Below are 16,041 nucleotides of genomic sequence, written 5' to 3' on the forward strand. Positions count from 1 at the left end.
TCAAAAAGTTTTTTTAAGTCTGAAAATACTCAGGTTTTATTTTATCAATCAAGGTGCTTGCGATGGAGTTAACCCCAACATGCATCAAGATTGGATCTTCAAAATCTACCTGACTTGCATACTGTCTTGCAATTTGATGTGCAACACTAGCCTCAAGTCTGTATTTAGATGCTTCTAACAAAGCCTGTGCTAATTCATTACTATACAAATCAACAGGGCTAATCACAGTTTTTACCATTGGTCTAACTCCTTTCCATCTTCAGATAAATATATCTTATTTACCTTCATTATATCACAAAAGTCTTGATTGTGAATGGATAACTGCTTAAATGAGAATGGCTTACGAAATTCTTCTAAAACATCTGCTTTTGAAACCATTCCAGCCTTATATTTTTGAAGTAAACCAGTCGGATTATCATCTGTCTGAACTCCATAGATAAAATCAAATTGATGAATAAGCTCCGTTGAGCGAAGCCGATTCTGAAACACGAACTCAGCAAAATCTATTACATCATTAGAAGCCTTATGACTATTGAAATAGTGACACTTGTATTTAGAATTTGTAAAGATGGAAGGAAAATCTGTCAGTTCAAACTCTAAAATAATCCCTTCCTCATCCACATTCCCCAAAAATTTCGAACTAGCATTATTGGCATTTAGAAATTCTACCAAACGATTGATATATTTTTGAGCTTGTTGAAAATCCGAAGTGATATAAAATCCAGCACCAAAATCGAGTTCATGTCCTAAGTTGAAATCTACCTTTATCCCTTTCAACAAAGACGGAAGATGTCTTTTTAAAGTAGCATGATACCATTTACTATGTGATAAATTTTTAATTTGCTTACTTGTTAAATCCATTTCAATACCTCTATAGTCATTATACAAAAAAGGAAAACAATGTCAAACTTCCTCTTCTCCTTCACTTACGTAATCATCATCTTCTTCAAACTCTTCAAAGTTGTGTTCTTTTTTGGGTTTAATGACCTTCATATAGTAACCTGCACACAAAACTCCTATAAGAAATAGACCTATGATAATATAGCTACCAACTGAAGAATTTTGTTTCGGTTCTTCTTTCTTGGCAGTTTTTTCTTCGACAACTTCTTCAGTCTTTTGTGGTTTGACTGCAACCGTATTAGTTGATTCAATTAGGTTAAGCAAATCCTGTTCTGAAACTTCTGTTAGTAATTGGACATTCTGTCCACCTTTATCATGATCAATAATCAGATGAAACACCTTACCTGATTTACTCGTGAATGTGACAAATTGTCGCTTAGTTGCAACAGATTCGGTAATTTCATAATCTTGATTATTAGCATCAACATTTTCTGTAACTTGCCCCTTAGCATTGCTTTGCTCTGAGGCTTGAGGATTAACCGAAACTGCTACTGGCTGACTATTTGTGTCTAGATTTGGAGAACTTGCATAAATAGTTTGGCAACCACCAAAAAGCATAACCAACCCAGCCAACCTCACAAAACTACTTAATCGTTTCATGCGACAACTCCTTTTCAAATAGAACTTTTTTAGTAAATTCTTCAAGTGATAGATTTGATTTTTCAAAGACAACGATGACCTCTTCATAAATTAAATCTTGTTCATCCTGCAAAACCTGAGCCAAATCTTGGTCAAGTTTTTGCTTTTTTTCTAGTAACTTTTCTTTCTTTTTTTGCAACATTTGAATATCTTTACGCATATATTCCTCCTTATAATCCAAAATTGATGTAATAACATTGTGCCGCCATCTCCCGAGGAAGATAGCCTGTTGAAATCACGAATTCCCCTTTAACATTCATTTCTGATATAACGATACTTCCATCAGGATTAACTCGCTCGACAAACGCAATATGACCGTAGGTAGGGTCCGCATAGGGTACAGTTGGTGGCATACATACTGCGGTACCAGCTCGTGCCTCCCGACTAACTGTATAACCGTATTTTGCAGCGTAGAAAGCCCACTCTCCTCCATTTCCCATTGGGGAATGTTGGATTGGCTTTCCAAGTTGTGAAAAGCGATTATATACATACCAGGTGCATTGCCCAGGGTAACCACCATTTAAGGCTGCAACATGGCTAGGATTTGGTGGTGGAAAATTACCACCTGTCAAATTTACGTCGTAAACTGATGATACATTTCCTGGAAGACTGATTCCTGTACCTGAAGGAAAAGAAGCTTCTAAGTTCCCTTTCGATTCTCGTAGTATCTTATAATGTTCTAAATTATGTGGCTTACTCGCAAATATTTCATGAACTAGACCATCCATATCTTTTTTTGAAACCGTTGCGACTAATTTTCGATACAAATATGGAACTCGTTTTTCTACAATAGTTTTCTTCCCACTTGTGTCAAGCACTTCTTCCTTGACTGTTCGGTACCGGATTTCCTTCTCCTCATGGTAGGAAACATGATACATCTGCTCAAATAATTGTCTCATCGCAGGTTCAACACTTGCTTGGTCTTTTATTTCACCGAAACGAGCTGTCAGATAGGCTAATAAGACATGCGGATCATGGCCAATTTGTTCCCTACCTTTTACAATGTATTCATCATATCCAGGTTTCGACTCCTTCAATCTCGTCAACTGATTGGATAATGTCAATTCATAAGTAGAGAAAATGTGATTTAAGGCAATTAGCATTTCCTCTGAAGATAAATAAGATGTAGTGGTAAGTTGGTAAGAAACTGATGATAGAGCACCGAACATAAATTGACTATTAGAGTAAACAACCGTCAACAGTGAAAATACAGCCAAAACCAAAACTAACATACTCTTCCATTTTGTGGTAATGTATTGAACGAATTGATTAAGTATTTTTATTGCTTCTTCTTTTATCCTGTCTCTGAATCTAGGAAGGTGTTTCTTACGTATTTGTTGCCTCATTCGATGACGATACATCGCTTTGCGGTAGAATGATTGCCGTTTAAAAGTTTTATCTTCCTTCAACAAACGATACTTATGTCGAAACTCCAACTGTGATTGTCTAATCTTTGCCTTCTTTGTCAGTTTCTTCAAAGTCTTTTTTCGATTAGATTTTTGGGCAATCTTCATAGTTGTAGTTGCATGGATATTCATCGCTTTTGTTGTTGCATCCACTGCCACATTCTCCTCAGCCCCCGCTTGAAGATAACTAGCTGCTAGAAACTCACTATTGGCCATTACTGACATTACTTTTTTATATGGAGTTCTTTGGATTCGACCAAGTTTACTTTTTTCAATGTTTTTTAATAAACGGTTATTCTTCCTATCCTTGACGAATTCAATAGGTTCATTTACTAATGAATTTATCTTTTCGTGTACCTGTGCCTGTCCATTTGGAAATCTGAGTGGTTTATTTGGTTTTACCTTAATGTTATTTTTTGACGGAAGACGCCCCTTATATGTTTGATTCATAGTTGTTTTTGTCAAAGCATAAGTTGGTCTTCTATCAACAGGTAGTAGGCTAGTATTTGACGTGGGTTTGGATACTAAAGAATCAATTTGACTATCTTTGTTATTAGTAGAATCTAGAATAGATCCCTTATCAACAAATACTTTTGCTTCCTTTTTTACCTGTCTACTTGAAGATTGCTTTCTTGTTCGTGTTGAAAACTGATTCTCTCCAATCTTTACCTTTTCAATGACAGCATTTGATTGCAGAATATTACTTGAGAATAGGCTAAATTTTGATTGATGTAACTTTTTTGACCAGGCATTTATAGACAGATCTGTTTGTCCAACCGTAATTGTATTATCATTAAGATTTGGCTGAAATTGCTCTGAACTTTGATAAGCTTCATCAATTAGAGTAACCATTTTATCATTTTGAAGGTGCTGACTATTCTTTACAAACATTCTTCTGATATTCGGATTTTTTGATTCATCAGAAATGATGATTTGAGAGTTTCTATTGCCCGGAATAATCCGACTTGAAAGAATAGAATCATCATTAACTTTTACATTCCTATCACCTTCAATTATTGAAGCTGTCTCAACAAAACCAGTGGAATCTGCTTCATTTTGAGATAACTCTAAACCAGTTTCAAATGGTGATAAAGGTCTATCTGAGAAAATATTGCCACGCTCTTTAACTAACTCACCTTGACCGTGTATTCTTCTCTTCTTTTTTCTAAGTTGAGAAGTATTTTCTTGGCTTTGGTGATGAATAAGTTTTGTTTCCCCCTCATTTCTACGATGGGAAAACTTTGAGTCTGCATCAACGATTCTACTTTGATTAGTCTCAAATCTACGAAATGGACTTTCGGGATTTTTTCTAACATCTGACTGATTGCTCAGAGAAACGCTTTTTCCCTGAATATGACTAGTTTTTGACTCTATATCCCCATGCTTCTTTATATATAATTCAGTTGAATTAACAAAGTCTTCATGTATACTTACAAGTTCAGGAGGTCGGCCATCCATCTCAAGAGGGGGTGGTTGAATATCCTCCTCAAAACTTGTTTTGATTTCGGAATGTAAACTAGTCTGGACAGTAGTTGCGTAGTCGTTCTGTGTTTGTGAAAATTTTTGATTTTCAAAAGAATTACGTTGATTTAATTGAACTTGTCTTCTCTGTGTCGGTGGCCTTGATTCAACTTGTAATCTTTCTGGTAGATGAGACTGTTGCGAACTTTCCTGATTAACCATTTTAGTTCGTAAACTATCAAGTTGTATAGTTGATTTGTTTGCGTCTTGATTGTTAGAATGTGCTTGCAGGGATTTATCATTTGATTTTTTGTGAATATGATTCTTTTTTTCTGACGTATCACCTTTAAGATGGTTACACTCTAGTTTACTTCCCTTATGAATAATTTGGTGCTGAAAGCGAACTTTCTCATCAACCGCTCTCCCAGAAAAATCTTGTACTTCTTTCCGTTGTCCTATATCAGGTTTAGATTTAGAATAGCGTTTCTTATTGGTCTCTCGGACCATTCGTTTTGACTTTCCCATTTCTCACCTAGCCTTTCTTGACCTCCTCTGGTTTGGTAGTCATCTTTTGATACAAGAGTGTATTCTTAGGAAATTGGTCTAGGAATGGGACAATGGTATTCCCAAAGAATAGTAGCCCCTCACCTGCATTAGAGTTTGTCACGTAATTGAGCTGATAAGGTGAAATTTTTAGCTTTCTAGCTAATATTTCTCTATCGCCAGAAGCCTGGTTTAACATCATGATAAAATCGGTGTTATCAAAAACATTTTCAATTTCTTTGCTTGCCAATAAATCCTTCACGTTCTGGGTTAATCCAGTTGGAATACCTCCCCACTTCCTAAACCTCTTCCAAATTTCAACAGAATACTGAGCTGTTTGTTCTTCCTTTAGTAGTAAGTGAAATTCATCTATATAATAGCGAGTTGACTTTTGGCTCTGCCTATTTTGTGAAACCTTGTTCCATACCTGGTCTTGAATAACTAACATACCTATCTTTTTCAATTGGGTTCCTAACTCTTTAATATCGAAACATAAGAGGGACTTATTCAAGTCAACATTTGAACGATGATTGAAAACATTAAGGGAACCTGTCACATAAATTTCCATTTCAGTCGCTAATTTCCGGCCAACACTTTCCTCCTGTTTTAACAATAATTCATATAGGTCTTGTAAAATTGGCATATTCTCTGGTATCGGATTTTCAAAATACGCTTCATAAATTTTTGGAAGACACCTATCGATAACTGACTTTTCTGCTGCAGTTAAACCAGAACCACCTACAACCAATTCAAGCATAGACATAATAAAATTCGCTTTATCCTTCAATGGTGCATCCCCATCCCCATAGTTAAAGTTAATATCCAAGGGATTTAGGTAATCTTTTGATTTTGCGGATACATGAATAACCTCTCCACCAAATGCTTCAACTAAAGCACCATACTCTCCTTCCGGATCACAGATGAGAATATCATCATCAGTTACTAAGATAGCATTGGTGATTTCACGCTTTGCTGAGAATGATTTTCCAGACCCTGGCGTCCCCAAGATTAAACCATTGGGGTTCTTTAGTTTCTTTCTGTCTGCCATGATTAAGTTATGACTAATAGCATTTAGACCATAATAGATGGATGTACTAGAGGTCATGAATAATTCTTCAGTCGTAAACGGAATAAATACGGCCGTGCTTGAAGTTGTTAATTGTCTCTTTATTTTGATGCAATTCATTCCTAATGGTAGTGCTGATATTAAGCCCTGCTCCTGTTGGTAATCCAAACATTTCAGCATACAATTGTGGCGACTGCAGATGGTCGCCAACTGGGAGACTGCATTGTCCAGTTTAGCTTTTGAGAATCCTTGGTTTAGAATGATAAACGAAACGAGAAACATCTTCTCGTCACGACTTTGTAAATCATTCAATAGGTGTTTCAAATCAGTACCGTAGGTCATTAAGTCTGAAGGAATAATATCTAAATCATAACCAGAACGATAAGCTTTCTTCTGCTCTTCCATCGTCATCCGTTGCACATCGGTAAACTTACGTTTGACTAACTTTATCGCATCAACTTGATCCAAGGCTTGAATATGCAATGATAGAACCATATTCTCCTCTAGTGAAAGTAATTCAGTTAAGAATCTATCAGACAATTCTGATGCTAATATCTGCACATGACTAGTCTGGCATAGGACATTATCCATTGAAAAATACTTCTTCTGAAAGTGAATTTTATCTGGTACGATTATAGAACGACAATCCCGATTTTCCATTTCATCAGGTAATGTAGATAAGTGCTCTGTCGGGTTCAATATATGATGAAGTACAATCAAACGTTCAAAACCGTTTAATACAGTAGAACGAATTCCCATCCCTTTTAAATGAGATTGTAAGTCAATTTCTAGCCTTGATAATACAACCTTTGCTTGCCTATACGAATCCTCTTTTACACCAAAAACGATATACTTTGTCTGCCTTAATCCATTATTTCCTTTCTCCAATTGATTTTGAAGCATAGTCCTAAACTCACTTCGAATTTCCTCAAGTCCGTCATTTTTAATTGGGATTGTAATTGCATCAGCTAATTCTTCTAACCTTCCAAGTTGATTCGTAAAACAGAGTTGCAATCTGGTATTGTTATCAAAACTATTTAAAAACGAAGCAAACTGATTGAAGATGTAATCTCGTTGCTCTTCCAATGCTAGTTGGTAGTTGATGTCTTCAAAAGCAATCATTTTAGTAAAATAGCCATCAGTTAGTCGACAAATCCCATTCTCATACACTGTCTCAATAGGAATTGTATCTTCTACAGTAAAACATTTTTCACCTAATTCAAAAAATGATTTTATAGAAGCAACAAACGAATTTCCTTCCTGTTTTGCTGTTTCCTTTTGTATCTTTTTTAGTTGGGCCTGCTTCACTTCAAGAAATTCTTGTGCCTGTTTTCTTTTTCTTTCTGGTCTCATGTACCTCCTCCTTGAATTTTGCTTTATAAAGTGCTCTTTTATACCGCACACATGGCTGATAGTGTTGTTGTAAGAAAATATACTTTAGATAGATTTCACTCGTTAACCCATCTTTTTCATAAAAAGTTAAAAATAAAAATGGGAAAGCAAGAATAATAAAGACTAACATTGCCAAATCATTTCCAACACTTTCCCTAATTGATAAATAAACAGGCAGACTAACAAAGCCTGCCAATGAAAAACCAATTAACTGACGCTTGGTTAAATTAAATGCTATTTTAGTTTTTACTTTGGATAAATCCTTTGGAATTTGAACGTAGGCCATAAACTCTCCTCTCTAGTGGGCATTCATAATCGACCTTGCAAGTGTACCAGTTTTCAACATCATGAATCCTAGCAGAACTGTATAACCTAAAATGGAAAAGACGGACATATGAATATCCGTCATTTTTACACCTCTAAGTAATACTGCATAGATTCCAAAACAGATAACCAGGAACAAACCTTGCAGAGCCAATGCAAACAGTCCACGAATGTAGTTATGTCCAAGTTGGCCCCATTCCCTATTGCCAATGGTAGCAAATGGCAAGGCAGCAACCGAACTATAAGCATAAATTTCGAACATTCTTCCATAAGTGATGATAAGAATGATTAAGGAAATTATCTGTATCGTTAGCTTAACCGCTTGAAGTTCAAAAACAATACCAGCTAATTCTCCAATATTCTTATCTTTTAAACTGTCAACCATTGCTGTAATCTGTTCGGATGATATTGATGTTTCGCCATGAATGACTCCTGTTGCTTGTCCAATCATGTGTTGACCCATATCGAATGCTGCCATGGCAAATTCAAAAGCATGGGAAACCAAGTATACTGCAACCCACATCTTAATGACATATTTGAAAAATTCAAACGTATCAACTTCTGCCATATTGTTCTTTTGCATCACTACTTGGATCAATTCTAAACATAATACAGCTGTAATTACCAAACCAGCTATTGGTAGTACAACACTATCATTAATGTGTTTGATAAAGGAAAACACTTCAGCATTGAACTGGCTTGGCGATTGACCGACCTGACCAGATACAAAGTCTAATTGATGATTCAAGTCAGTAAACATACTTGTCAAAGTCCCTTTTATCATATCCAAAAGAATTTCTTGAATCATCTCTTCTAGTTTTCCAAATATATCAAACATAGCTCCTCCTATTGGATTAAGTTAGCAAGCAGAGGAATTAGTTTTAAACCAATTAACACAATGCCACCACCTGCCATCAGTTGCTTGATCCCCTGTGACTTAGCTCCTGGGTTATCGTTACCATAACCTTCCATGAGGTTAATAACACCCCAGGCACCTAAACCACCGCCAATTGCGATAACCAATGTTTTTAAAACATCCACTCCCTGTGTGAAAAAATCCATTACTCTTCCTCCATTTCATCTTGTTCAATTTTATACATTGATTTAACAATAAAATTCTTGTATACCTTATCACCTTTACGATTTTCTTTAAAGTAACCGAAAACATGGATAAGATCTCCCTTTTCAAATTCTTTTGCAATCTCAACCTTATCACCATAGGCAGAACAGTTAGTGTATTCCTTACCCTTTCCATATTTTTTAACAAGGGAGAAATTTACAACTGGGACAATTCCATCCTCGGATTCAAAACTTGAAAACACAACATCTTTTACAAGATGAGCGTTAATATTTATCATTTCATGTTCCATAATTTTCCTCTTTCTATTTTTTTCTTTACGTTTTGTGTATGTTGGTGGTGCTCTAATCCTCATAAGCAACCTCCTACAATTGAATAACCTTTGTATTCTCAGTTAGTTTGACTCCGCCTCTTTTCTTGAGATACTTTTCTATGTCAAACTTGTTTCTCTTATCAAAATCCTCTAATAATTTGTAATGCTTATGCTTGGTAATATCATACTTATCTGAATAAAACGGCCGTGTACCACGAATCTCAAGAATACATTTTCCACCATCCATGACTTTTAACTCATCTCGTGACATTAGCTCCTTTCCTAGTTTCTGGTAATTCAGACCAAATGATTTCTGATTGGACCTAGTTTCACTAGTATTGTATAGATCGATTGTTTCTTTACCTAAATTCTCCGCTAATTCTTTCAGAGTAGTTCCTTCTTTGCCACCAAGAAATAACTCGGTATCACAGTTTCCTATAATTGTATCTGCATTATCTTTATAAATGGCTTTAAGTTGAGATTTTGCTTGAAGAATGATAGCAGCAGAAATTTCACGAGAACGAATGGTAGCAATCAACTTTTCAAATCGTGGAATTAAACCAATGTTGGCAAATTCATCTAATAGGCAACGTACATGTACTGGTAATCGACCTCCATAAACATCGTCCGCCTTGTCACAGAGTAAATTGAATAGTTGCGAGTACATAATGGAAACCACAAAGTTAAATGTATCATCTGTATCAGAAATAATGACAAAGAGTGCCGTTTTTCGGTCACCAAGTGTATCCAATTCTAACTCATCATCACTCATCAATTCTCTCAACTCTTCAATGTCAAAAGGTGCTAGCCTTGCACCACAAGAAATCAAGATTGATTTTGCAGTTTTCCCAGCTGCTAACTTATACTTTTTGTACTGTTTAACAGCAAAATGATGAGGCTTTTTCCGTTCTAAAGCTAAGAATAGATAATCAATGGCATTCTTAAAATTCTCATCATCTTCACGCACCTCACTAGCATCCAACATTGCAAGTAAAGTATTAAAGTTTTGTTCTTCCTTCGGACTTTCATAGTAGATATAACCAATAAGTGCCGTGTAATAAAGTTTCTCAGCCTTGACCCAAAAATCTTCTCCAGCTTTTTCACCCTCACCCTTAGTATTAGCAATGATTGTCTGAACTAACTTGAGAATATCTTTCTCGCTTTTCAAATAAGCGAAAGGGTTGTATTTCATGGATTTCTTGAAGTTGATTGTATTTAAGATTTTTATCTGATAACCGTTACTTTCTAACATCTTGCCACATTCTAAAACTATCGTCCCTTTTGGGTCTGTTACACAGTAACTCGAATGCATTTGCATAAGATTGGGTTTTACAAAAAATCTAGTCTTACCACTGCCTGAGCCACCTACCACCAGAATATTTTTATTTCTGGCAAACTTTGGGTTTGACGGTCGGGAATTCATAGTTAGCTTTTCGCTATTTGTCAACAAAATATTATTCTCAAAAATTGGATCCTCATATGGTTGAATATCTTTCCCATCTCCCCATCTTGCAGAACCATATTCAACTCCATGTCTAAATTTTTTTGCATGACGCTTTTTTGAATACATCACTCCCCAAACGCTTATAGATAAACCAATACCGAGAAGCAAATCATCAAAACTTGGAATGAATAACCAACTCATAGATTCAATTTCTAAAATTGCTTGAAATAGCCTATCTAATACATCGCCCCCTTTAAAACTTCGGATATGGTGGCCTAAACAGGTTCCAAGATAGAAAAAAAGAAGATAGGGAATAAAACTTTTAATAAGTGTTCGCCTATCTCCAATTGGAATACTATTTAGAATGTCAAGTTTAATTTGCTCGATCACTTCAATCCTATCACCTCCTACAATGACTGTTCTTGATGTTTTTGTTTGATTTTCGGTTTGATAATCTGTTCTCCAAGAGATTTTTGATACTGTTTGATTTTTTTCAAGGTTGACTGCTTGATTCTTGTTTTCCTTTCAGCTTTTTGAACTGCTTGTTTGAATGAGTGTTCTAATATAGCTGTGTCTTTCGCTTGAAAAAATACTTCAAAGTTTTTGTTCTCTTTGTTTTTTAAAATAGAGAACCGAACACCATGTTTATTTAGCTCCTTTTTTAACTCAAGTAATTCAGGATGTTTCATAGGGATATTCTCTAGTGAACCCTTGCCAACCAAATCTTTTAAAGGAACCTCTCCTTGTTCACTTTTATGTGATAAATATTGTTTAACTGATAACTTTTTTGATTCTGCCTCCTTAGCCAATACTTTTAAAGCTGCTACTATCAATTTAGCTGATACCTTCGCCAGACGAAGATTTAATGTAACTAAACGATTTCCAACATCCTCATTTATCATCTGACTTCTTATCCTTCCACATTATCATTCCTATTGAAGTAACTAGGCACAATAAACTGCTTACTATGACTAAAAGAGGATTTAGAACTGTCTCTCCAGTTTCTGGCAATTTTTCAGACACTATTTTCTTGTCAGAATTATCACTACCATTCGCCTGCGTTTGACTAATTTTCTCTTTTGATTTCACTGGATAGTCTGATACAGATCGATTGGGCTCTTGATTTTTGGGTTTACCATTATCACCCTCTGTTACCTGTGGTAGGATTGGAGATTTTGAATTATCATCAGTCTCGTTTTTGTTCGGAGTTTGATTCTGTTTTTGCACCTTCTTTGTACCAACCAATATTATTTCTTTTACTGGTTCCAAAATGACTTCCTCTTCAATTTGGACATCACCATTTTGAACACCTCTTAGGTAATTCGTAACGACAATCACTCTTTTCTGACCGTTTTTGCCTTCTTGAATAGTTTTCACAATGCCTTCTTCAAGTGTGTCATCTATCTTTTTCTCCACTTCGAATGGAATATCAACCAATTTTTCAGAACTAGTGATAGATTCTATTGGTTTTGTTCCCACTTTAACCACTTCATCAACTGGTGCTCTTACAACACTTTCAGATATATTGATTGGGTCACCAACCTTCTCCCCCTTGTTTGTCTTGTAAGTTGTAACTAAATCTACAAGCCCTGGAACGCCATTTCTCACAATAATTCGCTCATCTTCATACAACGAATCATCTCCCTCAACAAGAACTCCAAATGGGGTTATTTCACTGTTTTTTTCAGTTGTCTCCCCTTCTGTTTTCTTAGTTCCAATTCTTACAACCTTATTTACTTTTATTTTCGTTTCAGTAGATTCTGAATTAAATGGTTCAGGATCTCTTACACCCTTAAACGTTTTATAGTGGTCATGGATAGTTACCTCACCGTTCTGACCCTCAGTAACAATTACAGCTTCACCTTCATACATATTTGGATCTGATTCTTCAATTACATCGAATGGTACAATCTCTGTTCTTGTTATTACTTGTTCATTTTCAATTTGTTTCGTCCCATACTGAATGATTTCGTCTACCGCTTCTTTATTTATGATAGTTTTCGTATCAAGCAATTTTTGTGTTCTAGCACCTTTTCTTGTTTCGAATGTTTCTTGAATTATTCTGATACCTTTACTACCTTTACTTACAATAACTTCTTCATCTTCATACATTTCTGAATTTTCTTGACGTATTACCTGGTAGTCAATTTCCTCTTTCCTTTCAACGGTCTCTCGGCCAACTACCTCATTCACAATGATTTGATAAGGGCTATTATCTTTAAGTATTATACTTGTTGGAGGTGTTGTGGAAAATACATATCCATTAGGTGGTGTCACTTCAAGTGTTACCTCATCACCTTTATTGCCGGTAATTGTATGTCCGTCACCAACTTTTTCTCCATCCTCTGTTACATACTCAATTTTCTTAGCAATTGATTCAGGAATAACAGGAGTGTTTTCAGCTTTTTCAACAACCTCAATATAGTTGTGATTAGAAGCAAATAAATCAAATCCATGTAGGTTGCTTCCATCTCCAATCGACATAATCGCAAGTCGAGTTTTTAACGGATTTATTGTTGAGTTTTTCCATGAGTTGATTCTTCCACTCGTCTTGTATGTTTTTCCGTCAATTATAAATTCAATATTCGAATTTACTTTTTGGTCGGTCAGATTCAATTGTTGAACTTCCTCTTCAGTAAGTTCTTTCAAATGCTTAATAGATTTCCCTGTTTGTGGTTCTATTGAAAACTCACTGTTTAAAACTAAAAAATATTTTTTAGTAGCTGATTTCAACCCCTTTAGTCTACCATCAATGATGTTAGTTGATAACTCCTTGTCACCAACCTGCACTTTTAAATAGCCTGCATTTGATTTCTGATATGCTGAAGCCATTTCATAGTATTGTGGAGTCTGAAAAAATCCTGTGACTAATTGACCATTTGCATCTCGTACATTGTCTGCTTCTGTCAATTCAAAATACCCGTGATGAGAATTTCGACTTGTTAGAAAAGCATATGCAGTGTAAGAAAGGTTCCCGTAAATATTATAAATATCTTGACCTAAATAACGGTTCAATTGATATTCAACCATTCCATAATCTAATAATGGAACTTCACGACCATCAATCTCTGCGATTAGCTTACCGAGTTTATCACGCCTAAAATCTGACAAAGTTTTAGGTTGTCCATTGACTAATAATTTGTATGGATAAGCTTCAGGAATACGAATAGCCTGATAATTCTCAGTAAGGCTCGAATGTGCCCCCTTAGAAATCTCCAAACTTGTATCCGTATAATCAACAACGAATTGATTCCCATTTAGAGTACCCCAATCTTTACTACTCCCATCTACATCATTTCGATGAGAAATTACTTCATTGGCATATACTGTAAATGAATTTACAGATGAAAGTTGTGTAGAATTAAGACATATAAGTCCTATGGAAAGAGAAACCAGTCCAATTGTTAATTTACGCAGACAAAATTTACATTTTTTTGAAATCATAAGTTATTTCCTCCAAAATCTTGTTTCACTTGGTTTGAATAATAGGCACCAATAGTCTGAGGTGCATTAAAAGCTGTTGTTAAAATATAAGCTCGGATATTTCGAATGTTTGTATCGACCTTCGATAAACACTCGCAGATGTAGTCAATATGATACATTGTCAGCTGTCTAAATCGCTCTTTTACAAAGTCAATCGGCAATCGCATCTGATTGATAGAAATTGTTCCATCAAGCTGATAAAACACATCAGCTATCACTGGTAGAACCTCATCCCATTCACATAATTTTTCTCGACAACCTGACTGTACTAATAATTCATACTGTACTTGTTTCTTTAATTTCTCAAGTTCATCCCCCTCCTCAATAGATTGATTGATATAAAATGAAGTATCTTCTGTTGTATTATTTGTTGTATTATTTGGTAATGGTTGGTTCAAATTGACACCATGTATTGGGTCGTTCTGACCTAATGCAGTAGAACTTTTTGAACGAGTGCATTGTGTCAAATTGAACTTTTCCATTGGGTCATTTTGACCCAATGCATTGGTTAATGTAGAATTTATTCCTTCATCCAATGCTTTCTCTGCAATTTGATTTCTTTTTATTTTTACCATCTCCTGTAATTCAAAAATTCTTTCTAAGTCCAATGAATACCACTTGGTTTTATCTCTTGGATCTTTATTGTAATTGGCAGTTAAAAGAAAACCTGCTTTTTCTAGTTTTGAAAAAGTCCTCTTAACTGTTTCATAACTAAGATATGAAAAATCGGACTCATGCCAAGCCCGAATAGAATTATATGTCCAATATCTACCATCATGGTAATTTTTCCCATTTTGTTTATTAACTTCAAGCCAGAAATTTATTTGTTGGAGAACAATTGCTTCATTCAAACCTATTTCTCTAGCCAAGACAGGATTTGCGACAATTGGTCGCTCATCAAACAAGAGAGCATTCATAGACACCTCCTATAAAAATTCTTTAAAAAGAAAAGCAACCAGAAGAATTCTGATTGCTCGATAATCTAAATTATGACAAAACCCCACCACGCGAAATCGTGGTGGGGTTTGTGGTGGGGAATCAAGTGATTCCACACCATTTAAAATCTCCATAGAGGCTTTAAAAAGCCTAACTATTAGGATTCTCACCTCAAATATACTCTAATTTATTATTTAAGAGTAACTGAAAGTAACGTTTACATAAAGTTTCAAGAGGGAAAAAGCCTATAAAATAAGGCTTTGTAAGTTTAAAACCTATCATGTTTTACTACATAAAATATAGTAAGTTTTGAACTTATGCCCCCTTTTTGCCCCTTGTGACTATTTTTTATCAAAGGGGCAAAACAAAGTCCGTTATAACAGACATTTTTGAAAATGTCCGTCATAATAGCAAAAACCCCCGGCAAACGCTGAGGGTTTTTGCTATTTTTTTCATTTTGCCCATTTTGTCAAAATAGAAATCAATTCCAGCGACCATTATTGACAGAATGGCGATCTTGTCAATAATACACCGAAGTTATTTTCCAAGTAAATTCCAAACGGTCTAAAAACGTTGATTTAACAATGTTTTTTTATTTTCCAAACAAATACGGTTGAAAATCTACCGCAAATCTACTGTATTTTACTATCTCCTACTGTATTTTGTCAGGCTGACCGACATCAATGTCGGTAGCAAAAAAAGCCCCCAGCAATCTGCTAGGGGCTTTGTGTGATTATTAAACTCGTTTAGCGCCTGTCGCGCCGATAAAGCGCACGTACCAAGGTGCTTTGCTAGTCCATTTTTTGTGAGGCATATCTCGGCCAGTAGACTCTTTAAACATCTCTTTGATGATTTTCCACTCGTCTGGATGTGATAGCCCTTTGATTGTATTGTTAGATCCGTTGTAATAGTAAACGGTGCCTTTATTCCAGTTTTTGTCTCCGTCGACGGTAAAAGTAAAGTGCATATCTGCTCCTTCTATTGATTGATTTGTTTTTGGTGTGGTAGATTCTTTTTTACTTGGTTTAGCTACAGTTTTTTTAGGTCTAAAAGCCG

Annotated in this window: 14 protein-coding genes and 1 pseudogene; all 15 read right to left on the reverse strand. The window is 35.4% G+C overall.

All coding sequences use genetic code 11. The annotated features are described in order from the left end of the window. Positions 1-13: 13 nt before the first annotated feature. Positions 14-238: a hypothetical protein gene (locus G576_RS0105675; RefSeq protein ID WP_027973786.1), complete on the reverse strand. Its 225-nt coding sequence runs from the start codon at positions 236-238 to the stop codon at positions 14-16. Next, positions 232-861, reverse strand: a complete 630-nt coding sequence (locus tag G576_RS0105680) for a DUF3990 domain-containing protein (protein ID WP_027973787.1) — start codon at positions 859-861, stop codon at positions 232-234. Before G576_RS0105680 ends, G576_RS0105675 begins: the two co-directional genes overlap by 7 nt. A 42-nt stretch (positions 862-903) precedes the next feature. Beyond that, entirely contained in the window at positions 904-1,500 is a 597-nt protein-coding gene (locus G576_RS12395) for a CD1107 family mobile element protein (RefSeq protein ID WP_051178017.1), read from the reverse strand. Beyond that, positions 1,484-1,699 (reverse strand): hypothetical protein, encoded by a 216-nt coding sequence (locus tag G576_RS13715; protein WP_027973788.1) that lies wholly within the window; start codon positions 1,697-1,699, stop codon positions 1,484-1,486. Before G576_RS13715 ends, G576_RS12395 begins: the two co-directional genes overlap by 17 nt. Before the next feature lie 10 nt (positions 1,700-1,709). Further along, complete coding sequence (locus G576_RS13920; protein ID WP_027973789.1) at positions 1,710-4,931, reverse strand: CHAP domain-containing protein; 3,222 nt, start codon at positions 4,929-4,931, stop codon at positions 1,710-1,712. Between the two features lie 7 nt (positions 4,932-4,938). After that, the gene (locus G576_RS0105700; protein ID WP_027973790.1) at positions 4,939-7,368 is read right to left on the reverse strand and encodes a VirB4-like conjugal transfer ATPase, CD1110 family; all 2,430 of its coding nucleotides are present in this window, start codon (positions 7,366-7,368) and stop codon (positions 4,939-4,941) included. Continuing rightward, positions 7,325-7,693 (reverse strand): PrgI family protein, encoded by a 369-nt coding sequence (locus tag G576_RS0105705; RefSeq protein WP_023370251.1) that lies wholly within the window; start codon positions 7,691-7,693, stop codon positions 7,325-7,327. Before G576_RS0105705 ends, G576_RS0105700 begins: the two co-directional genes overlap by 44 nt. A 12-nt stretch (positions 7,694-7,705) precedes the next feature. After that, entirely contained in the window at positions 7,706-8,569 is an 864-nt protein-coding gene (locus tag G576_RS0105710) for a VirB6/TrbL-like conjugal transfer protein, CD1112 family (RefSeq protein ID WP_027973791.1), read from the reverse strand. An 8-nt stretch (positions 8,570-8,577) separates the two neighbouring features. Further along, positions 8,578-8,793 (reverse strand): Maff2 family mobile element protein, encoded by a 216-nt coding sequence (locus G576_RS0105715; RefSeq protein ID WP_014637003.1) that lies wholly within the window; start codon positions 8,791-8,793, stop codon positions 8,578-8,580. After that, on the reverse strand, positions 8,793-9,101 hold the full coding sequence (locus G576_RS0105720) for a single-stranded DNA-binding protein (RefSeq protein WP_027973792.1): 309 nt from the start codon (positions 9,099-9,101) through the stop codon (positions 8,793-8,795). The genes G576_RS0105715 and G576_RS0105720 overlap by 1 nt, the downstream gene beginning before the upstream one ends. 73 nt (positions 9,102-9,174) lie before the next feature. Then, on the reverse strand, positions 9,175-10,956 hold the full coding sequence (locus tag G576_RS0105725; RefSeq protein ID WP_027973793.1) for a VirD4-like conjugal transfer protein, CD1115 family: 1,782 nt from the start codon (positions 10,954-10,956) through the stop codon (positions 9,175-9,177). Positions 10,957-10,973: 17 nt separating this feature from the next. Next, the gene (locus tag G576_RS0105730) at positions 10,974-11,468 is read right to left on the reverse strand and encodes a PcfB family protein (protein WP_024394602.1); all 495 of its coding nucleotides are present in this window, start codon (positions 11,466-11,468) and stop codon (positions 10,974-10,976) included. Further along, a complete protein-coding gene (locus tag G576_RS0105735; protein ID WP_027973794.1) occupies positions 11,458-14,010 on the reverse strand; it encodes a G5 domain-containing protein in 2,553 nt (850 codons plus the stop codon). Before G576_RS0105735 ends, G576_RS0105730 begins: the two co-directional genes overlap by 11 nt. Then, complete coding sequence (locus G576_RS12400; protein WP_051178019.1) at positions 14,007-14,966, reverse strand: DUF6017 domain-containing protein; 960 nt, start codon at positions 14,964-14,966, stop codon at positions 14,007-14,009. The genes G576_RS0105735 and G576_RS12400 overlap by 4 nt, the downstream gene beginning before the upstream one ends. 755 nt (positions 14,967-15,721) lie before the next feature. After that, positions 15,722-16,041 (reverse strand): annotated as a pseudogene (locus tag G576_RS12405) (hypothetical protein); the annotation flags it as partial.

This window comes from Streptococcus porci DSM 23759 (assembly GCF_000423765.1).
GTDB lineage: Bacteria > Bacillota > Bacilli > Lactobacillales > Streptococcaceae > Streptococcus > Streptococcus porci.

What these genes read in the sequence shown, in the direction of transcription:
- G576_RS12400 (WP_051178019.1), bottom strand. Translation starts at nt 14,966, where the DNA reads ATGAATGCTCTCTTGTTTGATGAGCGACCAATTGTCGCAAATCCTGTC.
- G576_RS0105715 (WP_014637003.1), bottom strand. Translation starts at nt 8,793, where the DNA reads ATGGATTTTTTCACACAGGGAGTGGATGTTTTAAAAACATTGGTTATC.
- G576_RS0105720 (WP_027973792.1), bottom strand. Translation starts at nt 9,101, where the DNA reads ATGGAACATGAAATGATAAATATTAACGCTCATCTTGTAAAAGATGTT.
- G576_RS0105710 (WP_027973791.1), bottom strand. Translation starts at nt 8,569, where the DNA reads ATGTTTGATATATTTGGAAAACTAGAAGAGATGATTCAAGAAATTCTT.
- G576_RS0105735 (WP_027973794.1), bottom strand. Translation starts at nt 14,010, where the DNA reads ATGATTTCAAAAAAATGTAAATTTTGTCTGCGTAAATTAACAATTGGA.
- G576_RS13920 (WP_027973789.1), bottom strand. Translation starts at nt 4,931, where the DNA reads ATGGGAAAGTCAAAACGAATGGTCCGAGAGACCAATAAGAAACGCTAT.
- G576_RS13715 (WP_027973788.1), bottom strand. Translation starts at nt 1,699, where the DNA reads ATGCGTAAAGATATTCAAATGTTGCAAAAAAAGAAAGAAAAGTTACTA.
- G576_RS0105705 (WP_023370251.1), bottom strand. Translation starts at nt 7,693, where the DNA reads ATGGCCTACGTTCAAATTCCAAAGGATTTATCCAAAGTAAAAACTAAA.
- G576_RS0105730 (WP_024394602.1), bottom strand. Translation starts at nt 11,468, where the DNA reads ATGATAAATGAGGATGTTGGAAATCGTTTAGTTACATTAAATCTTCGT.
- G576_RS0105675 (WP_027973786.1), bottom strand. Translation starts at nt 238, where the DNA reads ATGGTAAAAACTGTGATTAGCCCTGTTGATTTGTATAGTAATGAATTA.
- G576_RS0105700 (WP_027973790.1), bottom strand. Translation starts at nt 7,368, where the DNA reads ATGAGACCAGAAAGAAAAAGAAAACAGGCACAAGAATTTCTTGAAGTG.
- G576_RS0105680 (WP_027973787.1), bottom strand. Translation starts at nt 861, where the DNA reads ATGGATTTAACAAGTAAGCAAATTAAAAATTTATCACATAGTAAATGG.
- G576_RS12395 (WP_051178017.1), bottom strand. Translation starts at nt 1,500, where the DNA reads ATGAAACGATTAAGTAGTTTTGTGAGGTTGGCTGGGTTGGTTATGCTT.